Annotated in this window: 19 protein-coding genes, 1 tRNA gene and 1 pseudogene; 11 read left to right on the top strand and 10 right to left on the bottom strand. The window is 63.8% G+C overall.

Annotated features, from left to right (window positions below; all coding sequences use genetic code 11):
• Positions 1–13 precede the first annotated feature (13 nt).
• From KBX18_RS07465 to KBX18_RS07480, 4 genes and pseudogenes are all read right to left on the bottom strand, one after another.
• Positions 14–493 (bottom strand): histone, encoded by a 480-nt coding sequence (locus KBX18_RS07465; protein WP_255995483.1) that lies wholly within the window; start codon positions 491–493, stop codon positions 14–16.
• A 254-nt stretch (positions 494–747) separates the two neighbouring features.
• Positions 748–1,833: an IS3 family transposase gene (locus KBX18_RS07470; protein WP_255995522.1), complete on the bottom strand. Its 1,086-nt coding sequence runs from the start codon at positions 1,831–1,833 to the stop codon at positions 748–750.
• Positions 1,782–1,976: pseudogene (locus KBX18_RS07475) on the bottom strand (IS3 family transposase); the annotation flags it as partial. The pseudogene KBX18_RS07475 and the gene KBX18_RS07470, both read right to left, overlap by 52 nt.
• 45 nt (positions 1,977–2,021) lie before the next feature.
• On the bottom strand, positions 2,022–3,581 hold the full coding sequence (locus KBX18_RS07480) for a threonine/serine exporter family protein (protein WP_256004592.1): 1,560 nt from the start codon (positions 3,579–3,581) through the stop codon (positions 2,022–2,024).
• 127 nt (positions 3,582–3,708) lie between these two features.
• Between KBX18_RS07480 and KBX18_RS07485 the strand changes: the two genes are divergently transcribed.
• Positions 3,709–3,781: transfer RNA gene (locus KBX18_RS07485), tRNA-Thr, on the top strand.
• Between the two features lie 20 nt (positions 3,782–3,801).
• Here KBX18_RS07485 and KBX18_RS07490 read toward each other — a convergent pair.
• Entirely contained in the window at positions 3,802–4,920 is a 1,119-nt protein-coding gene (locus tag KBX18_RS07490) for an HNH endonuclease signature motif containing protein (RefSeq protein WP_255995485.1), read from the bottom strand.
• A 396-nt stretch (positions 4,921–5,316) separates the two neighbouring features.
• On the opposite strand from KBX18_RS07490, the gene KBX18_RS07495 reads away from it, so the two are divergent.
• A complete protein-coding gene (locus KBX18_RS07495; RefSeq protein ID WP_255995486.1) occupies positions 5,317–6,036 on the top strand; it encodes a response regulator transcription factor in 720 nt (239 codons plus the stop codon).
• Positions 6,037–6,074: 38 nt separating this feature from the next.
• Positions 6,075–7,514 carry a cell wall metabolism sensor histidine kinase WalK gene (locus tag KBX18_RS07500; RefSeq protein WP_005288620.1) on the top strand — a complete coding sequence of 480 codons (1,440 nt, stop codon included), beginning with the start codon at positions 6,075–6,077 and terminating at the stop codon, positions 7,512–7,514.
• A gap of 6 nt (positions 7,515–7,520) precedes the next feature.
• Here the strand turns inward: KBX18_RS07500 and KBX18_RS07505 are convergent, their stop codons facing one another.
• A complete protein-coding gene (locus KBX18_RS07505) occupies positions 7,521–7,946 on the bottom strand; it encodes an HIT family protein (protein ID WP_255995487.1) in 426 nt (141 codons plus the stop codon).
• 31 nt (positions 7,947–7,977) lie between these two features.
• On the opposite strand from KBX18_RS07505, the gene purD reads away from it, so the two are divergent.
• Both purD and purB read left to right on the top strand, forming a co-directional pair.
• Positions 7,978–9,249: a phosphoribosylamine--glycine ligase gene (gene purD / locus KBX18_RS07510; protein WP_255995488.1), complete on the top strand. Its 1,272-nt coding sequence runs from the start codon at positions 7,978–7,980 to the stop codon at positions 9,247–9,249.
• 59 nt (positions 9,250–9,308) lie between these two features.
• Positions 9,309–10,748: an adenylosuccinate lyase gene (gene purB / locus KBX18_RS07515; protein WP_005288628.1), complete on the top strand. Its 1,440-nt coding sequence runs from the start codon at positions 9,309–9,311 to the stop codon at positions 10,746–10,748.
• A gap of 53 nt (positions 10,749–10,801) precedes the next feature.
• Here purB and KBX18_RS07520 read toward each other — a convergent pair whose 3' ends face one another.
• Positions 10,802–11,575 carry a hypothetical protein gene (locus KBX18_RS07520; RefSeq protein ID WP_005288632.1) on the bottom strand — a complete coding sequence of 258 codons (774 nt, stop codon included), beginning with the start codon at positions 11,573–11,575 and terminating at the stop codon, positions 10,802–10,804.
• Positions 11,576–11,741: 166 nt separating this feature from the next.
• Here KBX18_RS07520 and KBX18_RS07525 point away from each other — a divergent pair, with 166 nt between their 5' ends.
• From KBX18_RS07525 to KBX18_RS07535, 3 genes are read left to right on the top strand one after another with little or no spacing between them, the layout of a single operon-like run.
• A complete protein-coding gene (locus KBX18_RS07525; RefSeq protein ID WP_255995489.1) occupies positions 11,742–12,614 on the top strand; it encodes a phosphoribosylaminoimidazolesuccinocarboxamide synthase in 873 nt (290 codons plus the stop codon).
• On the top strand, positions 12,615–14,795 hold the full coding sequence (locus KBX18_RS07530) for a S9 family peptidase (protein ID WP_255995490.1): 2,181 nt from the start codon (positions 12,615–12,617) through the stop codon (positions 14,793–14,795).
• Between the two features lie 9 nt (positions 14,796–14,804).
• Positions 14,805–15,494: a DUF2334 domain-containing protein gene (locus tag KBX18_RS07535; protein ID WP_255995491.1), complete on the top strand. Its 690-nt coding sequence runs from the start codon at positions 14,805–14,807 to the stop codon at positions 15,492–15,494.
• On the opposite strand, the gene KBX18_RS07540 is transcribed toward KBX18_RS07535, so the two are convergent.
• From KBX18_RS07540 to KBX18_RS07550, 3 genes are read right to left on the bottom strand one after another with little or no spacing between them, the layout of a single operon-like run.
• Positions 15,484–16,317 (bottom strand): metal ABC transporter permease, encoded by an 834-nt coding sequence (locus tag KBX18_RS07540; protein WP_255995492.1) that lies wholly within the window; start codon positions 16,315–16,317, stop codon positions 15,484–15,486. The two genes, KBX18_RS07535 and KBX18_RS07540, sit on opposite strands and share 11 nt — an antisense overlap.
• Positions 16,317–16,994, bottom strand: coding sequence for a metal ABC transporter ATP-binding protein (locus KBX18_RS07545; RefSeq protein WP_005288646.1), 678 nt, complete (start codon positions 16,992–16,994; stop codon positions 16,317–16,319). Before KBX18_RS07545 ends, KBX18_RS07540 begins: the two co-directional genes overlap by 1 nt.
• Before the next feature lie 10 nt (positions 16,995–17,004).
• A complete protein-coding gene (locus tag KBX18_RS07550; RefSeq protein WP_255995493.1) occupies positions 17,005–18,027 on the bottom strand; it encodes a metal ABC transporter solute-binding protein, Zn/Mn family in 1,023 nt (340 codons plus the stop codon).
• A 146-nt stretch (positions 18,028–18,173) separates the two neighbouring features.
• On the opposite strand from KBX18_RS07550, the gene purS reads away from it, so the two are divergent.
• Genes purS through purL form a run of 3 tightly spaced genes read left to right on the top strand, consistent with a single transcriptional unit; the run spans position 18,174 to position 21,435 of the window.
• Positions 18,174–18,416, top strand: coding sequence for a phosphoribosylformylglycinamidine synthase subunit PurS (gene purS, locus KBX18_RS07555; RefSeq protein WP_255995494.1), 243 nt, complete (start codon positions 18,174–18,176; stop codon positions 18,414–18,416).
• Positions 18,413–19,093, top strand: a complete 681-nt coding sequence (gene purQ / locus KBX18_RS07560) for a phosphoribosylformylglycinamidine synthase subunit PurQ (RefSeq protein ID WP_255995495.1) — start codon at positions 18,413–18,415, stop codon at positions 19,091–19,093. Before purS ends, purQ begins: the two co-directional genes overlap by 4 nt.
• Positions 19,094–19,095: 2 nt before the next feature.
• A complete protein-coding gene (gene purL, locus KBX18_RS07565; protein WP_255995496.1) occupies positions 19,096–21,435 on the top strand; it encodes a phosphoribosylformylglycinamidine synthase subunit PurL in 2,340 nt (779 codons plus the stop codon).
• Positions 21,436–21,566: the final 131 nt, after the last annotated feature.

The raw sequence follows: 21,566 nt of genomic DNA on the forward strand, positions 1-21,566 counted from the left end.
GACTGCCAGTCCCTTAACTGTCGCTGCCGGAAGAGTTTGCGGTTTTCTTCGCCGCCTTCTTAGTGGTCTTCTTCGCAGACTTTTTCGCGGCCTTCTTTGTCGTCTTCTTGGCAGTCTTGGTGGCCTTCTTGGCCGTCTTCGTCGCCTTCTTGGTGGACTTCTTCGAGGCCTTCTTGGTGGACTTCTTTGCCGCCTTCTTGGCGGTTTTCTTCGCAGACTTCTTCGTCGCCTTCTTGGCTGCGGTGCCGTCACCGTCGTCACTGTCGTCCGCGGATGCAGAACCGGACTGCTCCAGTTCTGCCTCGTAATCCTCAGCGAACTGCTTGTACACCAAGCCCTCGGGTTCGATGCCGAGCATGCACATCAGGGTCACGCCGTCAACAAGATTCTCCGAGTAGGTGGCCACAACCTTGCGAGCCCCAGAAGCAGTTTGCTCCTCAACCGTGTGGACGGCGTCCGGGTTCGGGCGGCTATCGGTGATCTTGGGTGGCACGTGAAAACCTCCTGGTTTCTGGCCGGGCAACTGCGGCGGGTAGAGACCTGTCTATTCTACGCTATCCCGTTAGGCGCTGGGACCTGCGCCGGGGCGTTGGATCCAAGGTGGTTAGTGTCTAATCAGTCGGCCGGACGTCAGGCTGCGCTTTGGGCTCCGTCTTGGGCGCCGTCTTGGGTTCAGACTTAGATTTGAACTGAACTCCGGTATGCGTCTTGGTTTGCCCCTTTGAAGCGTCCTGGTTTTCGTTCCGCTTATTGAACGCCCAACGGGTGGGCGTGTGATTGTTGATAGTAGGCGTCTTCCATCTCTTGTGGGGTGATGTATCCCAATGACTCGTGCAGGCGGTGGTTGTTCCACCAGTACACCCAGCGAAGGGTCGCGATCTCGACTTCCCCAACCGACGCCCACGGCCGGTGGGGATAGATCAGCTCGGTCTTGTAGAGACCGTTGACCGTTTCCGCCAACGCGTTGTCGTAGGAATCGCCAACGGTGCCGACAGACGGATCGATACCCGCCTGGGCGAGCGCTTCACCGTAACGGATCGACACGTACTGCGAGCCGCGATCGCTGTGGTGGACAAGTCCTTCAGCACGAAGATCACCTGCGTGATAAAGAGCATGCTCAAAAGCCTCCAAAGGCAGCTCATCGGTGCGCATGCTCGCCCTGGTGGCAACCCCGACAATCTTGCGGGAGTACGCATCGGTGATGAACGCGGTGTACGCAAACCCGGACAGGGTACGCACGTAGGTGATGTCAGCGACCCACAGCCGGTGCGGCGCTGACGCGGTGAAGTCACGATTGACCAGATCAGGACGACAATCCGGGACATCAGTCCGAAGCGTTGTGATCGGAGTGCGGCCCCTTCTGCGGCCTTGGATGCCGGCGAGTTTCATCAACCGGGCGGTCTGATCACGACCGATGTCCCAGCCGGCGCGCTGCATGGCCTTCCACATCTTGCGTACCCCGTAGACGCTGAAGTTGTCCTCGAAGACTTTCACCAATTCGGGGATAAGCAGCGCGTCTGACAAGCTCCTGGCTGACGGGGCTCGTGTTTTCGCTGCTCGGTAGCCGCGAGAGGTGATAAACCCACACTCTGTCTGCCTTAACGTGCGACAGATGGCCTCGACCCCGAAGCGATCGCGATACGTGTCGATGTATTCGATCATCTTCTGGTGGGACGGTCGAGTTCCGCTGCGAAAAAAGCTGACGCGGTCTTTAAGATCTCGTTTGCCCTGCGCAGCTCTTTGTTCTCTTGCCGCAGACGCTTCAGTTCGTCGTCGACCGACTCGCCAGTGCTCCGCTGAACGTCGGGGGACGCTTTGACAGGTTTCAACCAGTTGTTGAGCGTGTGCGCCGAGACGCCGAGCTTCTCGCCGATCTCCTCCGCCGCCGCCCACTTCGAACACCCCTCAAGCTCAACGAGCTCCTCGGCTAACCGCACCGCCTTGTCCTTGAACTCGTCACTGAACTTCCTAGGCATGATCCAATCCTCCTCTAGAAACGATCGGAACTAAACCCAGGCACTTCACTTCGACTGATTCTTTGATTGGGTCTTGGCCTGAATCTTGGCTTGGTTCTTGGCTTGGTTCTTGGCTTGGTTCTTGGCCAGGTTGCGGGCGGCCTGCTCGCTGAGTCGTCGAGAAGCGGCTTGCTCGGCGCGACGAATCTGCTGGAACGTCACGCGCCCAGCGGCGCGGAAGGCGCGGTACGGGTTGAACAGCTGCGGGCGGCGGAGGCGGCGGGCGAACCACTCGCCGAGGACCACGCCACCGGCCAGCGCCAGACACGTGCCGATGGCCAAGAAGAGGTTATTCAAACCAAGAACGGTTTGTTCGTTGAGCAGTGCGTACATGCTGCGGTAGACACCTGAACCCGGCAGGAACGGGGTCACGCCGGCGACTGCGGTGATCAGGGGGGCGATCAGGAAGCGGCGGGCGAGCAAACCACCGGCTAAGCCGACCATGACCGCACAAATCGCGGTGGCGAACAACCGGCCGGAGCCGAAGGGAATGAGCACGGCGTAGTACGCGAAGCCACCGATGAAAGCGGTCACAGCGGTGACCACGATGGCGCGTCGTTCGGCGTAAACAGCAAGCGCGAAACCGGCGGCGGCGGCTGTGCCACCGAAGATGCGCACGGCGGCGGAACTGTACGTCGGAGTTGGCGGTTGCGTCTCGATCGGCGGCAAACCGGCACCGAATAGGTCCGCGACTTGAATGCCTATGGCTACGCCCGCGACGATCGCGCCGGTGTTGAGAAGCGCTGCGAAGAAACGCCCCGACGCTGTCACTGGTGATCCCGTGACACCGTCTTGAAGTGATTGCACCAGTGTCAAACCGGCGAGCAAGACCACGATGCCTGTTGCGATGACCTGGCTGGGCACAATGGTTGTGCCAGCCCGGGCGGCCAGGGTGTAGAACAAGGCGGCGGGCACCGTGGCTACGAAACCGCCGAGGACGCAATGATAGAAGTACGGCAGCTCTTTCTTCCCCAGCCACGCGTTGATCGAGGTGATCAGGGCGGCGGTGAACGCACCCAGCACCGACATGAACCAGTCGCCGCCGAGCAAGATCGAGATGGCCGCGCCCATAATCGACCATCCGGCGATGGAGACCCACAGCGGGTAGGGCGGTTTGGCGTTGTACAGGTCGTCGAGAATCTTCTCCGCCATCTCCGGCGGCGTCGCACCGGCGCGGATCGAGCGGATCAGACGGTCGACTTCCTGGAGTTTGGAGTAGTTCTCCGACATGTCGGACACGACGCGGAACACGCCCACCGGCTGCTTGCGGGCGGTGCCGATCAGCGAGTTGACGGTAATGGTGTTCAGCGTGATGTCCACGTGGCAGTAGTGCAGGCCGTACGACGATGTGACGGCGTGGATCTGCGCTTTCGCGTCCGAACTGGTTGTGCCGTTGGCGATGAGAATCTCGCCGACGCGCGCGCCGATGGTCATCACCGCGGCGACCTGTGCCGGGTCGGTCAGGTCGACGGGCGCGAGCACCGACGGCGGGGGCGACGTGCGGGCTTGGTCAATGGTCGCCACAGGGCCGGAAGAGCGCAACGCCTCCCGCAAGTTCTTCAACACCGATGTCACACCGACACACTAACTGCCGCGGCAGGTTTCCGTGTGAAAGAACCCGTCTTTTGTCCCCCGGGGTCAGCCCCTTGTATGATTTCGGGTCAGCGCCTGCCGTTTTTGTGCGGGTGCGGTTGCTGGAGTGGCGCAATCGGTAGCGCAACGGTCTTGTAAACCGTAGGTTGCGAGTTCAAGTCTCGTCTCCAGCTCGCTTCTTGCTTATCGACGCCTACGCCGCCGTCGCCCCCACCGTCTCCGCGCCAGCGCGGGGCGGGCCGAACAGTGAACGCATCGCGCCGTACGGGTGTCGGTTATTGGGGCGTTCGTAACCCCTGGGGGAGACCCATACTGGGGTGCCGCCGCGCATTTCGATGCGGCCGCGGGTGGCGCGCTGCGGGTCATCGTCGTTGACGCGGTTGTGGTAGCGGCACAACGGTGCGAGGTTGCCGATGTTGGTTTCCCCGCCGTCTTTCCACGGCGTGATGTGGTGGATTTCGCAGTGGTCGGCGGCGTGCCGGCAGTCGGGGCTGGTGCAGACGGGCTGCGTCGCGGCGGCGAGGTCGCGCTGTTTCTGGTTGGCGAAGCGCTCGTCGCGGTAGAGGTTCACTGCGCCTTCCGTGGGGTGAAATAGGGCGGCCTCGAGACCGCACTCAGGTTTCGCGTGGTAGCGGGCAAGGTACTCGGCGCCGGTGATGGTGGTGCCGTTGGTCAGTCCGAGGGTGACGTCGTCGCCGTGGCCGCTGAGGATCTTCGTCCATTCGGGCAGCGGGATGAGCAACAGTGGTCTGGGCACGGCGTACGGGACTCCGCCGCCGTTGCGTATCAGGTCGAGGAAGCGTTCGAGCAGTTGCCCGGCGACGGGCCGTGTGGCGTCGAGGGCCTTGTTCATCAACGCTGCTTCGAGGTCGGCGATGTCGTGCTCGTCTGCGGTGATGATCATGGTGCGCCGCCCGTGGCGCGAGCCGGAGATGGTGATCCGCTTCTGCGGCGGCGTGTCGGCCCCGGGGAGGAGCTTCTTTACCAGCGCGTTGAGTGCCCGGTAGTCGCCCGCGGATTCGAGCAGCCGCACGCGCAGCTTGTTGCGTGCTTTGGGGCATTTGATCTTCGCGATCTGGCGCTCAATGAGCGCAAGCTTATCGACGCTCAACCCCCGCCTCCTCGCCACTTCCCCCGCCGTTCTCTGCTTAGCGGGGGAGGTGGTGGGACCGTAGTACGCCTCGTGGACGCGTTTCCAGTTGCGGATGGTTGCTTCGGAGAATCCTGCGCTGAGAAGCTTCTGGCGGTCGAAGTCTTTCAAGTGGTCAAGAGCGTTGGTGGTTAGTGCTGAGATGAGGTTGTCGAGTCCCATGGAGCACACGCTAGACCCCTCAAAACTCCAGGTAAAGGGGCTAAAAAAGCGCGAAAAATCTTCACCTCCGAGGGAACCGGCACTTCCACGGGCGCTGTTGAAGCGACAATGCGCTGCTCGGCGAGCGTGCGTGACGCGGGCACTAAGAGCGAAAGGGGACGGGCGGGGGCAGAGCTGCGAAAACAAAATTGTGGATAACTTTGTTCTATCCACAGGCCCCAGGGTCACTTTTGGCCGCGAGGGAACCGGTTTCGCTGGTGACATGCCCCGGATTGAACACGGACTGAATGCGGATTAGGCGTACAGTGGACGTACAGCAAACGTTCAGCAAGACGTTGTTTACTTGCTCTGGAAACGCGCGTGCTTGTCGCGCGAACGGAAAGAGAGGAACCACCCATGGCTGATACGCCTACCCCGCAGAACGTCAAGGTGCTCGTTGTCGACGACGAGCCGAACATCGTCGAGTTGCTCACCGTTTCCCTGAAGTTCCAGGGTTTTGAGGTCGAGTCGGCCGAGTCTGGCCAGCAGGCTCTCGAGATGGCGCGGGAGCTCAAGCCGGACGCTTACATCCTCGACGTGATGATGCCGGGCATGGATGGTTTCGAGCTGTTGGGCAAGCTGCGTGCGGAGGGCCTCGACGCGCCCGTGCTGTTCCTCACGGCGAAGGACGCTGTCGAGGACCGCATCCACGGCCTGACCATCGGTGCGGATGACTATGTGACCAAGCCGTTCTCGCTGGAAGAAGTCATCACTCGCCTGCGCGTGATTCTGCGCCGCGGCAACGTGACCGAGACCGAGACCGGGGACTCCACGATCCGTTACGCCGACTTGACGCTGAACGACGACACCCACGAAGTCACCAAGGCCGGCGAGATCGTCGAGCTGTCCCCCACGGAGTTCAACCTGCTGCGCTACCTCATGCTCAACGCGGAAGTGGTGCTGTCGAAGGCGAAGATCCTGGACAACGTGTGGCACTACGACTTCGGCGGCGACGGCAACGTGGTGGAGTCCTACATTTCCTACCTGCGCCGCAAGGTTGATCAGGGCGAGCCGCAGCTGATCAACACGGTCCGTGGTGTGGGTTACGTGCTTCGCACGCCGCGCCAGCAGAGCTAGCCGGCCGGGGTTAGCGGAAGGTCTCACAGGGTTAGTCGTTGGAGCGAAGCACCACTTTCACCCGGATCGCGACGGGCCGGGTCTCTCACCTGCGCCTGCGTACCCGCCTGCTGATCATTCTCATGGTGATCTCGGGTCTGGGTCTCGCTGGCATGTCAGTCGCAGTGTGGGGGTTGACCCGCAACCAGATCTACGAGCGTGTCGACACTGACCTGTACCGCGGCCTCGACAGCTGGGGCCTAAGCCGCGGAATGGGCCCGGATGTGACCACCGCATCCAATCTGCCGACGGAGTTCATGCTGATCTATTTCAGCCCCGCCGGAGGGTACAGGATGATGAACACTTCCGACCGCATCCCTGACCTGCCCAATGTCGAGCGCGACCGGATGCCGCACACCGTGCGCGCTCTTCCTGTCGACCCGTCGGGCCCGCAGGAACCCAACCCGCCCATGTTCCGCATCATCGCGATCGAGGCGCCTGACGGGACGATCACCGCGGTAGCCAAACGCCTTGATGGGGAGAGGAGGATGTTGGAGGGGTTGGCGGTGATTTTGGCGTCGATAAGCGTCATTGTGCTGGCGATGATGGGTGCCGCAGGAACGATTTACGTGCGCCGCGCGCTGCTGCCGCTCAAAGAGCTGGAGAATACCGCGATCGCGATTGGCGACGGCGACATCAACCGCCGCGCACCCGCCTGGCCGCGCGACACTGAATACGGCCGGCTGAGCTTCGCAATGAACACCATGGTCAGCCAACTGCAGGAGACCCTCGACGAGTCGCGGCAGAAAGAGGAACAGATGCGCCGCTTCGTTGGCGACGCCTCCCACGAGCTGCGCACCCCACTGACCAGCGTGCGCGGTTACACCGAGCTGTACCGCGCCGGGGCGACCGATGACGCCGACATGGTCCTGTCCAAGATCGACGAAGAGTCCGGCCGCATGAAGCTGCTCGTCGAGGATTTGCTCGCGCTCACACGCGCGGAGGGGGCGCGGCTGAACATGCGCGACGTGGACATGCTCGAACTCGTCTGCTCCGTCGCGGACTCTGCGCGCGCGGCGTTCAGCGGCCGCAACCTGGCCGTGACGCACGAATCCAGCGACATTCCGCTCGTCTCAGGCGACCCAGACCGCTTGCACCAAGTGGTGCTCAACTTGATCAGCAACGCGTTCAAGCACGCGGGCGACGATGCCAACGTCACCGTGACGGTGCGCGACTACCTCGACCGTGTGTACGTCGACGTCGCTGACGATGGCATCGGCATGAGCAAAGAGGACGCCGCGCACATCTTCGAGCGCTTCTACCGCGCCGACACTTCCCGCAACCGCTCCAAGAGCGGCGGCGGGTCAGGGCTGGGGCTGGCGATCACCAAATCGATCGTTGAGCAGCACGGCGGCGCGATCAGTGTGGCTTCGGAGCAGGGCGTGGGCACGAAGTTCACGATCAGCCTGCCAAAGGCGGGCGCGCACACCGACGCCTAGACGGGTTTAGACGCGGCGGCCGTCCTCGCCTGTGCCCAGGTGCTCGCGGAGTTTCGCAGCGGCGTCGTCCATCTTCGCGTCGTCGGTCTCGTCGGCGCGCATGATGTTCTGCAGGCTGTAGCCGGACATGTCGTTGGCGGGGAAGACGTGAATGTGGGCGTGCGGGACCTCGAAACCGGCGATGAGGTAGCCGGCGCGTTCGGACCCGAACGCGTTGATCACGGCTTGGCCGACTTCCTGGGCGATATCGTTGGCGTGCGCCCACGTATCGCGGTCGAGGTCGGTCCACTTGTCCACTTCTTTCACCGGGACGATCAGCGTGTGGCCGTACGCGACCGGCTCGATGGTGAGGAAGGCGGCGACGTGGTCGTCGCGGTAGACAAAGCGGCCGGGCAGTTCTCCGTCGATGATCTTGGTAAATACTGTGCTCATACCCGCCCAGGGTAGCGATAGAATTGGGCGCATGCGCATCCTTGTTATCGGCTCGGGCGGCCGCGAACACGCCCTTGTACATGCCCTGTCCGGCCACGAGGTTCATGTGGCGCCCGGCAACCCCGGCATGCAGGCGGAGAGGCATGAGGTGCTTGTCGACGATCGCGCTGCCGTCGTCACGCTTGCCCGCGATATCGATGCTGACCTGGTGGTCATTGGCCCTGAGCAACCGCTCGTTGCCGGTGTCGCGGACGCGCTGCGGGAGGCTGGCATTCCTGTGTTCGGACCGTCGCAGGAGGCAGCGCGGCTGGAGGGGTCGAAGGTCTTCGCCAAGGAGGTCATGGCGACTGCGGGCGTGCGTACGGCGCGGTCGAAGCGCGTGACCGATCCGGACCAGGTGAAGGTCGAGCTGAAGAACTTCGGCCCCAACTTCGTGGTGAAGGATGACGGGCTCGCCGGCGGCAAGGGCGTCGTGGTCACTGATGATGTCCGCGAGGCTGTCGCGCACGCTAAGGCCGTTATCGCCGACGGTAACCCAGTGCTGCTGGAGACGTTCCTGTCTGGGCCGGAGGTGTCGCTGTTTTGCCTTGTCGACGGCGAGACTGTCGTCCCCTTGCTGCCCGCTCAGGACAACAAGCGTGCCTACGACAACGACGAAGGCCCCAACACTGGCGGCATGGGCGCGTACGCTCCGCTGCCGTGGCTACCGGAGGACGGTGTGCAGCGCATCGTCACTGAGGTCGTCGAGCCGGTCGCGCGCGAGATGGTGCGCCGCGGCACCCCGTACTCGGGACTGCTGTACGCCGGGTTGGCGTGGGGTGCCGATGGCCCGTCGGTGGTGGAGTTCAACGCGCGCTTCGGTGACCCGGAGACCCAGGCCGTGCTCGCCCTGCTGGACACCCCGCTCGCGGATGTCCTGTACGCCACCGCCACCGGCGCCCTCGCCGACCTTCCGCCGCTGAAGTGGAAGGACGGCTACGCCGCGACCGTCGTGCTGGCCGCGGAGGGCTACCCGGAGTCGCCGCGCAAGGGCGACCCGATCACCACATCCGACCCCACGCTTCTCGACGATCCTTCCCGCGTCCTCCACGCCGGCGTCGCCGCACCCGCTACCTCTACCGACGATGCTGCGGCGCGATACGTCTCTGCGGGCGGTCGCGTGCTCAACGTCGTCGGCACCGGCGCCACTCTTGCCGACGCTACCGCAGACGCCTACCGCACCATCGAGCAGATCGAGCTGCCCGGCTCCTTCTACCGGAAGGACATTGCCTGCAAGGCAGTCGACGGCGAGATCTCGGTCTAGCTCTCCGCTTCGCCTGCTTTTGGCCGGTGGGGCGGCGGACCGGGTCTAAACTGGCAGGCGTGACTACCCCGAATAGCAAGCCAAAGAACGCCAACGTCCTGTCCAACCGATACGCTTCGCCGGAGATGGCGCAGCTGTGGAGCGCCGAGCACAAGATCGTCCTCGAGCGTCAGCTGTGGATCGCAGTCATGCGTGCCCAGCGCGACCTGGGCATCGATGTGCCGGAGGATGCCATCGCGGCGTACGAGGCTGTGGTGGACCGTGTCGATCTGGACTCCATTGCGGAGCGGGAGCGCGTGACGCGCCATGACGTCAAGGCACGCATCGAGGAGTTCAACGCTCTCGCTGGCCACGAGCACATCCACAAGGGCATGACCAGCCGTGACTTGACGGAAAACGTTGAGCAGCTGCAGATCTACCGCTCGTTGGAGCTGGTGCGCGGCCGTGCGATCGCGGTGCTCAACGCGATCGGCAACCGGGCGGCGGAGTACCGCTCGCTTGTCATGGCGGGCCGGTCTCACAACGTCGCGGCGCAGGCAACGACGTTGGGCAAGCGTTTCGCCTCAGCTGCCGACGAGATCCTCGTCGCCCTAGACCGCATCGAGGACCTGTTGGGCCGCTACCCGTTGCGCGGCATCAAGGGGCCGATGGGCACGGCGCAGGACATGCTCGATCTCGTCGGCGGGGATGAAGCGAAGCTCAACCAGCTCGAGGGCGCCGTCGCTGAGCATCTCGGTTTTGAGCGCGTCTTTGATTCTGTGGGCCAGATCTATCCGCGTTCGCTGGATTTCGACGCGGTATCTGCGCTGGTGCAGCTCGGCGCCGGCCCGTCCAGCCTGGCCACGACGATCCGTCTCATGGCCGGCAACGAGACGGTCACTGAGGGGTTCAAAGAGGGGCAGGTCGGTTCGTCGGCCATGCCGCACAAGATGAACGCCCGTTCCTGCGAGCGCGTCGGAGGGTTCCAGGTAATTCTGCGTGGCTACCTCACCATGGTCGGTGATTTGGCGGGTCAGCAGTGGAACGAGGGCGATGTGTTCTGCTCGGTCGTGCGCCGCGTTGCGCTTCCGGACGCTTTCTTCGCCATCGACGGCATGATGGAGACTTTCCTGACCGTCCTCGCGGAGTTCGGCGCTTTCCCGGCGATGATCACTCGCGAGCTTGACCGCTACTTGCCGTTCTTGGCCACGACGAGGATTCTCATGGCGTCAGTACGCGCTGGCATCGGCCGCGAAACAGCGCACGAAGTGATCAAGGAGCACGCTGTCGCGATGGCGCTGGACATGCGTGAAAATGGTGCGGAGCAGAACCTCATTGAGAGGCTTGCTAGCGACGACCGTCTCCCCCTGACCCACCACGACCTCGAAGCAGCCCTGGCTGACCGCCACGCCTTCATCGGCGCAGCCGAGTCGCAAGTGGACAACGTGCTCGACCGCATCCAGGTCTGGGCACAGAAATACCCCGAGGCGGCGGGTTACGCCCCGGGGGACATTCTGTAGCAGCTGCGGGTGCTGCAATGACCGGTGCTGCGTCGGCGCAGCACCGGCGGGATTTACTCGAAGTAGACCTTGCCGTTGGGGAAGGTGGAGTCGGACTTGCCGAAGTTCATCTCAACGCCGGTGGCTTCGAGACCGGCGCCGCTGGACTCGGTGAAGGTGATGGTGGCACGCTTGTACTCCTTGCCTTCCTGCATGTCCTTGGTACTGGAGGGCATGCGGTCGGACTCGTGAATACCGCAGAGGGTCTCGTTGTCGCCGGAGATGTAGTTGGCTTGGCGGCCCTGCGGGCCGGTCGGGCTGAATCTCGGCGGGGTGAAGATCTCGGAGTCCTTGGCGGCGTCGCTCTCGCCGGCGCCGAGGTACTTGATGGTGGCGATGAAGCACTTGAAGCCGGTGTAGTCCTGGCCGGTCAGGCCGCCGCCGGCGTTGGTCTGGACCTCGTCGACGGTCATCTCCTTAGCGGGGTCGACGGTGACCTCGAAGAACAGCGGGGTCTCGGACTCGTAGCCGGGCAGGACGATGTCGACGGGCTCGCCCAGCTTGGCCTTGTCGCCGTCGTTGGCGGGGCTGAAGCCGGCGGGTGCGCCGGGGTATTCGGAGTTGGAGGATCCGGAGGTCCCCTCCGTGCTGGGCTCTTCGCTCTCAGCGGAGGCGGGGCCTTCTTCGGCACCTTCGTCGGTGGTGTTGTCTTCACCTTCGGTGGACTCCTCGTTGCCCGATGGGCCGAACGGAAGCTCCATCATGGAGCAGCCGCTCAGCGTCAGTGCGGAGGCAGTGAGGACGGACAGCAGTGCAGGGCGAACGGTTTTGTGTGTGATCTGGGTCATGGCGGTAATTATAAACAGTTTTAGTTGCGTCGCTGACTAACTGAATTTTTCCCACTCATTTTAAATAGTGGAGGCTAAGTTTTTCCCGGGCGTGCACACGACGCACGCCCTTCCATGAAGGCCGGTGGTGGGACGTGGGAAAGTGAACCGGCGTAGAGTCGCCAGCATGCGTCCTGAGCTTTCTGACTACAAGCATTTGTCTGCCGGCAAGGTCCGCGAGATCTACGAGATCGACACGGACACCTTGCTGATGGTGGCCACTGACCGGATCTCAGCTTTCGATTATTCTCTCGACCCGGAGATTCCCGACAAGGGCAAAATCCTTACACTGACCAGTGCGTTCTTCTTTGACCTGCTCGCGGAGTTCCCGAATCACCTCGCCGGCCCGTTGGATGACGGGAGGATTCCGGAGGATGTGCTGGGGGGTGCTTTCGTCGTGAAGCGATTGGACATGGTGCCGTTCGAATGCGTGGCGCGCGGGTACCTGACTGGCTCGGGCAAGAAGGAATATGACGCGACGGGCTCGGTGTGTGGCGTTGAGTTGCCCGACGGCTTGGTGGAGGCGTCGAAATTGCCGGAGCCGATTTTCACGCCGGCGACGAAGGCGGAGCAGGGCGACCACGATGTCAACGTCAGCTACGACTACATGGCGCGGGAGCTCGGCGAGGACTTGGCGTCGCGGCTGCGCGAGACAACGCTGGCGATTTACACGAAGGCGGCGCAGTACGCGGAGTCGCGCGGGATCATTCTCGCGGACACGAAGTTTGAGTTCGGGCTCGATGACAACGGCACGCTGGTGCTTGCCGACGAAGTTCTCACCCCGGACTCCTCCCGCTACTGGCCCGCGGATTCCTATAAGGAAGGGGAGGCGCAGCCGAGCTTCGACAAACAGTACGTGCGCAATTGGCTGAGCCAGAAGTCCGGCTGGGATGCGGATAGCGGCACACCGCCGCCGGAGCTGCCGGGCTCGGTGGTGGAGGCCACCCGCGAGCGCTACATCGAGGCCTACGAGCGTCTGAGCGGAAAGAAGTTCATCTAGATGCAGCAACCTAAAGCAGCGAAGCACCCCGTCACCCGCAGTTTCCACGGTCGTGATTTCGTCGACGACTACGAATGGATGCGCGACAAGGACAATCCGGAGACCATCGCGTACCTGGAGGCGGAAAACGCGTACACGCAGGAGCAAACGGCGCACCTGACCGAGCTCACCGACGCGATTTACGGCGAGATCAAGTCGCGCGTCAAAGAGACCGACATGTCCGTGCCGCAGCGCCAGGGCGACTGGTGGTACTACGGCCGCACGGAGGAAGGCAAGGATTACGGCATCAGCTGCCGCGTGCGTGTCGACGATTCCACCGATCCCTGGACCGCCCCCACCCTTCCCGCTGACGGCTCCGGTCTGCCGGGCGAGCAGACCATCCTCGATGGCAACGCTCTCGCCGAGGGCCACGACTTTTTCTCCATGGGCGCCTCCAGTGTGACCACGTCGGGCCGCTACCTGGCGTACTCGGTGGACACGGCTGGTGACGAGCGCTTCGACCTGCGCATCAAAGACCTCGAGACGGGCGAACTGCTCGTCGACGTCATTCCCGGCGTCTTCTACGGCGCGACGTGGGCGGGGGAGGACTACCTCTTCTACACGCGTGTCGACGACGCGTGGCGCCCCCACCAAATCTGGCGCCACCGCCGCGGCACAGACGCCGCCGATGACGTGCTGGTCTACCAAGAGGATGACGAGAAGTTCGGTGTCGGCATCGCCGCAGACCGTTCCGAGCGCTACCTGTTCCTTATTGCTTCGTCGACACTGACGTCGGAAAACCGCGTGCTGCCGATGTCCGACCCTGAAGGCGAGTTCCAGCTGCTGTGGCCCCGCGAGTCCGGTGTGGAGTACTTCGTCGACTTGGCCGTCCTCGGTGATACAGGTGATGCAGACAGTGAGCGGGAGCATTGGGTGATCACGCATAACGCGCACGGCCCGAACTTCGCCGTCGGCACGTGCCCCGTCCCCGAGCAGGTGGATGCGGGGTTGCCGCCGATCCGCGAGCTCGACGAGCTCATCGCGCATGACGACGAGCGCCGCATCGAAGGCACCGACGTCTACCGCGACTTCATGTTCCTCGCGTATCGACGCGGCGGCATCGGCCGCCTCGCCGTCGCCGGCCTCACCGGCGGTTTCGGCGAGTTCAAGGAGTTGGAGTTCTCTGAAGAGCTCTACACCGCTGGCTTGGGCGGCCACCCGGAATGGGACACCCCGGTTGTGCGCGTGACCTATGGTTCCTACACGCAGCCGTTGCAGGTGTTGGATTACCGCGTCGCTACTGGCGAGTTCACATTGCTCAAGGAGCAGGAGATCGAAGGCGGCTACGACCCGTCCGATTACATCGCCGAGCGCATGTGGGCCACGGCTAGCGACGGGACGAAGGTTCCGATGTCGGTGGTGAGGAGGCGGGATGTCGAAGTGGGCGTCGATAAGCACAAGCCGTGCCTGCTGTATGGATACGGCTCGTACGAAGCGTCGATGGACCCGGGCTTCTCCGTCGCTCGGTTGAGTCTGCTCGACCGCGGAATGGTGTGGGTGTGCGCGCACGTGCGCGGCGGCGGCGAAATGGGCCGGCTGTGGTACGACCACGGTAAAGGCCTGGAGAAAATGAACACCTTCACCGACTTCATCGCCTGCGCTGACGCCCTCGTGGACGCGGACGTGACCAGCTACGATCAACTCGTCGCGGAAGGCGGCTCCGCTGGCGGCATGCTCATGGGCGCGGTGGCGAACCTTGCCCCGGAGAAGTTCGCCGGCATCCAGGCGATCGTGCCGTTCGTCGACCCTCTCACCTCTATCCTCATGCCGGAACTGCCGCTGACCGTGGGGGAATGGGAAGAATGGGGCGACCCGTACCACGACCCGGAGGTCTACGACTACATGGTGCAGTATGCGCCATACGAGAACATCGAGGCCAAGGACTATCCGGACATCCTCGCGGTGACCAGTCTCAACGACACGCGCGTGCTGTATGTGGAGCCGGCGAAATGGATCGCCAAGCTGCGCGACACCGCCACGGGAGGGCAGTTCCTGCTCAAGACTGAGATGGCGGCCGGGCACGGCGGCGTATCGGGCCGGTACGCGAAGTGGAAGCAGACCGCATTCGAATACGCGTGGACCCTGGCGACAGCCGGCGCAGTCGCGGTCGGGCCGGGCACGTCCGCAGGCGCTGTGGAATAATTAGTGCCTATGCCCGGCTACCTGCTTGTCTCTGTCTCGTCGATTTTTGATGAGACGCGTAGAGACGTCCAGAAGCTCGTAGCCGACTTAGATGAACGCGAAATTCCAGTGTCGTTGCTGGTGGCGCCGCACATCGACAAGAAGTGGCACCTGGCGAAAGACAAGTCGACCCGCGGGTGGCTGCATGACCAAATGGAAACCGGGCGGGGCCTGATCCTCAACGGTTTCGACCAGCCCGTGCAGGGTCGCCGCGCCGAGTTCGCCGCGCTGGAGGAGCATGAAGCGCGCCTGCGTCTCAAAGGTGCGACGCGGCAAATGGCGAAGCTCGGTTTCGAGCTGGACACCTTCGCTCCGCCGCGCTGGCGGATGTCGGAAGGGACGCTCGTGGCGCTGCAGCACTTCGACTTCCGGCTCGCCGCGTCTGAGCGCGGCATTCACTTCTTGCGCAGCGGCGACATCGAGTACGCCCGCAACCTGTCGGTGGGTGAAGGTTACGGCGCAGCTGGCTGGTGGCGCCGCAACGTGATCAACGCGGCGGTCCGCAGCGCGAAACGCGGCAACACGGTGCGCTTGTCGGTCTCGGGGCGCAACTTGGACTCCAAAAAGGTGCGCAACGACTTCGTCCAGGCTGCCGTCGAGGCTGCCGACGAAGGGTTGAAGCCGGTCAACTACCGGGACCTGAAGAAGCCTAAGCGCTAATCCGGCGCCGCTGCACGCCGCCGATGACGCGGCAGACCAGGTAGATCCCGAAGGAAATGAAGGCGACAAAGACACTGACCGGTACCCCCGGCGCCAGCGACAGGATCATTCCGCCGACGGCGGCGACCTCGGCGAACAGGACCGACCACCCCACCGCGTGAACCGGGTTCGCTGTGATCTGAGATGCTGCTGCGCCGGGTGTGATCAGCAGCGACATGACCAGCAGGGCGCCGACGATCTGCACCGACTGCGCCGAGGCGATGCCGACGAGGACCGCGAACGTGATGGACATGGCGCGCACCCGCACGCCCGATGCCGCAGCCATGATGGGATCGGCAGAGGCGTAGAGCATCGGCCGCCACAGCACTGTTACAGCGGCGACAACGGCGACCGTCGTGACCGCAAGCAGGGCGACGTTGTGCCCGGACACGCCGACAACCTGGCCGGTCAACAGCGACAGCGCGCGGTTGGAATTGCCGGGGTAGAGGTGGATGAACAGCACGGACAAACCCATGCCGAAGCTCATGACCACGCCGACCGCAGAGTCCTGCTGTCCACGGAAGCCGAGCGCCGCCAGCACGATTGCCGCGACGACCGCTCCGGCCACAGCGCCTACGCCGACGTTGAGACCGAACAGGAGCGCCGCGGAGGCCCCCATGAGCGCCAGCTCTGAGGTCGCGTGCACGGAAAACGACATCTGCCGCAGCACGATCAACGGCGCCATCACACCGGAAAGCACGCCCAGCAGTGCACACGCAGCCAGCGTTGCCTGCACGAAGTCCATGCCCAGGAGGTACTGGGTCATCTCAAAGAATCCGTCCATTACAGCACCACCATGCGTCCGTTCGCTTCGATGACGTCGACACGCGTGCCGTAGAGCTCGCTGAGCACCTCGGAGCGCATGACCTCGCCGACAGTGCCGACGGCATGGCCTTTCGGGCCCAGGTAGAGAACGCGGTCGACCACATCAAGGAACGGGTTGATCGAGTGCGTCACGCACAGCACGGCAGCGTCTAAGTTTTTCAGCCGTGCCACAGTCTGCCGTTCGCGGGCGAGGTCGAGGGAGAGGAGGGGCTCGTCGGCAAGCAAAAGCTCGGGTTGTTTCGCCAACGCTTGAGCCTGGCGGATGAGTTGTTGCTGCCCGCCGGAAAGCAGGCCCACACGCTTGTCGGCGAACCGTTCAGCGCCGACAGCGACGAGTAGTTCGTCGACAGCGCTGCGCGACGGCCGACGCCCATGCGAGAGGGCGAGCGAAACAAGGTCGCGCCCGCGCACCGGAAGATCCTGCGGGAACATCTGCTGCTGCGGGATGAACCCGACGCGGCCGCGGACGTCGACTTCTCCGGCGGTGAGGCGGCGCGTGCCCAAAATGGTGTGCAGCAACGTCGATTTGCCCACGCCGTTGGGGCCGAGGACGGCGATGAATTCGCCACGCTCGACGGTCAGGTCCACCCCCGACCACAATGGCGCGACAGCGGCGCCGGTGAACTGCGCAATCACGTGGGGGAGCTTAGCCGACGCGGCTGTCGATTTCGGTCTCGGGCTGCGGCTCGGCCTTCTCGGCAATCGCGGCGATGTCGCCCACGACCTGCTCGAAATAATCGAGGAAGTTCGTGCCCTCCGGCGGGGTCTCGCGAATTTCGACGATGGGCACGTTGTTCTCCTCCGCTGCCTTCACCAGGCGGTCGGTGGCGTTGTTGCTGCTTTGCGGATTGACAATGAGCAGGTCAAGATCGCCGCTTTCAATCTGCTCGATGAAGTCCGCCACTGCTGACACTGACGGCTCGGAGTGGTTGAGGGCCGCACGCGAGTACTCCTCCGGGGTGAGATCGTGCAGCTCCGTGCCCCAAATCAGCGGCGCGCCGATCGTCTCCGTCATAGCCACGTGCACGTGGGGCAACGCGGCCAGGCGGTCTTCGATCGCGCCCATTCGCTTTTCGACGCTCCCAGCGTCACCCCCAACCCTCTCTTCAACCTGGGCAGCAACGTCTTTGACCTTGCTCGGCGCCATCCAGACGTGCTCGAGCTGGTCGATGTCCTGGGGCAGTCCGGCGGTGGAGTGGTCGCCGTGGTCATGACCGTCGTGATCGTGCTCGTGATCGTGCTCGTGATCGCTGTGGCTGTGATCGTGCTCCTCTTCCGCGCCGTGGTTCTGCAGCGGGACAGCGTGAATGACGCGGTCTTGCTCGGCGACGGTGTAGAGGGCGGCGTCGTAATGCCCGCCGTTAGCGACGACGGTGCCGGCCTGCTTGAGGCGGGTGAGGTCTTTGGCGTTGGGTTCGAAGTAGTGGGGGTCGAGGGAGGCGTCGCTAATAATGGCGTTGACGTCGGTGCCGGTGACGGCGGAGGCGACATCGGCCCACACCTTCGTGGTGGCCACGACGCTGGCCGGGTCAGCCCCGCCGGCCCCTTCAACACCGTCGCCACCGGAGGCAGAGTCGGTGGAGCAGCCGACGAGAGCGGCGCCGGCCAGGACTGCGGCGGAGGTGGCGGAGAGGGCTCGTGTGAGGGGGCTGAATCGCGGTTGTTTCATAGGACTCATCAAACCATTGTTGAAAACGGATTTCAATACGAACAGTGTTCTGTCGTCTATGGAGTGTGGGCCCTGTCGGATATACTGGCCGAGTATTTCTGCTGTTCTTTGGCAGCTTCAGAAACGATCTCACGCGAAGGATTCTCATGGCACGTGTCGTAGTCAATGTCATGCCTAAGGCTGAAATTCTGGACCCGCAAGGCCAGGCGGTGCACCGTGCGCTGGGGCGCATCGGTGTCGATGGTGTCACGGATGTCCGCCAGGGCAAGCGTTTCGAGCTTGAGGTGCAGGACTCCGTGACGGACGAGGAGCTTCAGCGCGTGGCGGAAACGCTGCTAGCCAACACGGTTATCGAGGACTTTTTCATCGTGCGGGAGGAAGTCAAGTGACCGCGACGATCGGAGTGATCACGTTCCCGGGCACGCTTGACGACGTTGATGCGATCCGCGCCGTCCGCAACGGCGGCGCCGAGCCGAAGCCGTTGTGGCACGCCGACGAGGATTTAACCGGTGTGGATGCGGTGATCGTGCCCGGCGGCTTCTCCTACGGCGATTACCTGCGCTCGGGCGCGATCGCTGCAATGGCGCCGATGATGCGCGCTGTCGTGGACGCTGCGAATAAAGGCATGCCGGTGCTGGGCATCTGCAACGGTTTCCAGATCCTCACCGAAGCGGGTCTGCTGCCGGGCGCGCTGACGCGCAATGAGGGGCTGCACTTCCACTGCGTGGACACCTACCTCGAGGTGGCCAACACCGAGACTGCGTGGACGAACGAGTTCACCTCCGGCTCCAAGATTCTTGTTCCGGCGAAGCACGGCGAGGGTCGGTTCCAGGCCGACCAGGCCACCATTGACGAGCTCGAGGCAGAAGGTCGCGTCGTGTTCCGCTACACGGACAACTTCAACGGCTCGATCAATTCCATTGCCGGTGTGACCAGTAAGAATCGTCGTGTGGTGGGGGTTATGCCGCACCCGGAACATGCCGTCGATACGCTCACGGGCCCGTCGACCGATGGCCTGGGGCTGATCCGCTCGGCACTCAACGAGATTTCCAAGATTGGAGCGTAACTGTGGCCGTACACAATGACACTGTCGAGGCCGCGAAGGCATCGCCTGAGCAGGAGCAGCCGTACGCCGCGCTGGGCCTGAAGGACGACGAGTACGCCCGTATCCGCGAGATCCTCGGCCGCCGCCCCACGGATGCGGAGCTGACCGTGTACTCCGTGATGTGGTCAGAACACTGCTCCTACAAGTCCTCGAAGGTGCACCTGCGCTACTTCGGCGAAACGATGACGGAAGAAATGGGCGCGAAGCTGCTCGCCGGGATCGGTGAGAACGCCGGTGTGGTTGACATCGGTGACGGCAACGCGGTGACCTTCCGTGTTGAGTCCCACAACCACCCCAGCTACGTCGAGCCCTACCAGGGTGCGGCGACCGGTGTCGGCGGCATCGTCCGCGACATCATGGCCATGGGTGCCCGCCCGATCGCGGTCATGGACCAACTGCGCTTCGGTCCGGCTGACGCGGAAGACACGAAGCGCGTTCTGCCGGGTGTGGTGTCCGGTATCGGCGGCTACGGCAACTCGCTGGGTCTGCCCAACATCGGTGGTGAGACCTGCTTCGACGAGACCTATGCCGGCAACCCGCTGGTCAACGCGCTGTGCGTGGGCACGCTCAAGGTCGAGGACCTCAAGCTCGCCTTCGCGTCCGGCAAGGGCAACAAGGTCATGCTGTTCGGCTCGCGCACCGGCCTCGACGGCATCGGTGGCGTGTCCGTCCTCGCTTCTGAGAGCTTCGAAGATGGTGCGGAGCGCAAGCTGCCCGCCGTGCAGGTCGGCGACCCCTTCGCGGAGAAGGTGTTGATCGAGTGCTGCCTCGAGCTCTACGCCGCTGACGTGGTCGTGGGCATCCAGGACCTTGGCGGCGCGGGCCTAGCCTGCGCGACCTCCGAGCTGGCTGCTGCCGGCGACGGCGGTATGCGCGTCAACCTCGACGCTGTCCCGCTGCGCGCAGAGAACATGACCGCCGCAGAAATCCTCGCCTCCGAGTCGCAGGAGCGCATGTGCGCTGTCGTTGCGCCGGAGAATGTCGCGCGTTTCAAAGAGATCTGCGCCAAGTGGGACGTCAACTGCGCTGAGATTGGTGAGGTCACCGGCGAGGGCGACCGCCTGGTCATCGAGCACGACGGTGAGGTCGTTCTCGACGCTCCGCCGTCCACGATCGCCGACGAAGCTCCGGTGTATGACCGTCCCTGGGCTCGTCCGGAGTGGATGGATGAGGTGCAGGTGGCTGGTGACGTCGATAAGCAGGAAGACCTGGCGGACGCATGGCTGAAGATGGTCGCATCGCCGGCATTGTGCTCGCGCGATTGGATCACCGAGCAGTACGACCGCTACGTGCGCGGCAACACGGTGCAAGCGCGCCACGCGGACTCCGGCGTTTTGCGTATCGACGAATCCACCCGCCGCGGTGTCTCCGTCTCCGCCGATGCATCCGGACGCTACACCTACCTCGACCCCAACATGGGTGCGCGGCTGGCGCTGGCTGAGGCGTACCGCAATGTCGTGGTCACCGGCGCGCGGCCGGTCGCCGTGACCAACTGCCTCAACTTCGGCTCGCCGGAGCACCCCGACGTGATGTGGCAGTTCCGCGAGGCAGTCCACGGGCTTGCCGACGGCGCAGTCGAACTGAGCATCCCTGTCTCCGGCGGCAACGTGTCCTTCTACAACCAGACTGGAGACACCCCGATCCTGCCGACGCCGGTCGTCGGCGTGCTCGGTGTGATGGACGACGTGGCTGCATCCGTCAGCCCGCGCGTGGTCAACAACGGTGAATCCGAGATTCTCGTGCTGCTGGGCGAGACCCGCGACGAGTTCGGCGGTTCCGTGTGGCAGGAGATCTCTGGTGCGCCGCTGCGCGGCCTGCCGCCGCAGGTCGACCTGGCCAACGAGGCGCGCCTGGCCGAATTCTTCGCGCCCGAATCCCCAGCCGCCGAAGATTCGGATCGCCCAGACGGTTCACCCGCCCGCGGCCTCACCGCCGCCCACGATTTGTCCGAAGGCGGGCTGGCGCAGGCTGTCTTCGAGATGATCAAGGAGACCGAGAAGGGCGCGGAGCTGGATCTGTCCGGTGTGCACGAGGATGCATTCACCGCGTTGTTCTCCGAGTCCGCTTCCCGCGTGCTCGTCGCGTGCAGCCCGGACCGCGTCGACCGCGTTGTCGCCGACGCCACCGAGCTGGGCATTCCGGTGGGCATTGTCGGCTCGACGAACCTTTCCGGTGACATCACGTTCGCCGACGGCACGGCAGCCGCCGGTCAGAGCGTATCTGTCGCGGCGCTGCGTGCCGCGTGGTCGGCGACACTGCCTGGCCTGTTCGCGCACGCCGACGCCCCGAACTCTGCGGTGTAAACGCAGGGCTTTAACCGCATACTCCCCGGCACCCGCCTCACTTCGCAAGAGCGGTGGCCGGGGAGTTTCCTTTTCACGCAACGGGAAGTCCTGGCTGCATGTGACTAGGAGCGACAGGGCGGTTAGCCGCA

The sequence above is a fragment of the Corynebacterium sp. CCUG 69979 genome (assembly GCF_024454095.1).
Lineage (GTDB): Bacteria > Actinomycetota > Actinomycetes > Mycobacteriales > Mycobacteriaceae > Corynebacterium > Corynebacterium genitalium.

Excerpts from the sequence above, each read along its gene's own strand:
- KBX18_RS07490 (WP_255995485.1), bottom strand. The coding sequence starts at position 4,920 with ATGGGACTCGACAACCTCATCTCAGCACTAACCACCAACGCTCTTGAC.
- KBX18_RS07495 (WP_255995486.1), top strand. The coding sequence starts at position 5,317 with ATGGCTGATACGCCTACCCCGCAGAACGTCAAGGTGCTCGTTGTCGAC.
- KBX18_RS07505 (WP_255995487.1), bottom strand. The coding sequence starts at position 7,946 with ATGAGCACAGTATTTACCAAGATCATCGACGGAGAACTGCCCGGCCGC.
- purD (WP_255995488.1), top strand. The coding sequence starts at position 7,978 with ATGCGCATCCTTGTTATCGGCTCGGGCGGCCGCGAACACGCCCTTGTA.
- KBX18_RS07520 (WP_005288632.1), bottom strand. The coding sequence starts at position 11,575 with ATGACCCAGATCACACACAAAACCGTTCGCCCTGCACTGCTGTCCGTC.
- KBX18_RS07525 (WP_255995489.1), top strand. The coding sequence starts at position 11,742 with ATGCGTCCTGAGCTTTCTGACTACAAGCATTTGTCTGCCGGCAAGGTC.
- KBX18_RS07530 (WP_255995490.1), top strand. The coding sequence starts at position 12,615 with ATGCAGCAACCTAAAGCAGCGAAGCACCCCGTCACCCGCAGTTTCCAC.
- KBX18_RS07535 (WP_255995491.1), top strand. The coding sequence starts at position 14,805 with ATGCCCGGCTACCTGCTTGTCTCTGTCTCGTCGATTTTTGATGAGACG.
- KBX18_RS07540 (WP_255995492.1), bottom strand. The coding sequence starts at position 16,317 with ATGGACGGATTCTTTGAGATGACCCAGTACCTCCTGGGCATGGACTTC.
- KBX18_RS07550 (WP_255995493.1), bottom strand. The coding sequence starts at position 18,027 with ATGAAACAACCGCGATTCAGCCCCCTCACACGAGCCCTCTCCGCCACC.
- purS (WP_255995494.1), top strand. The coding sequence starts at position 18,174 with ATGGCACGTGTCGTAGTCAATGTCATGCCTAAGGCTGAAATTCTGGAC.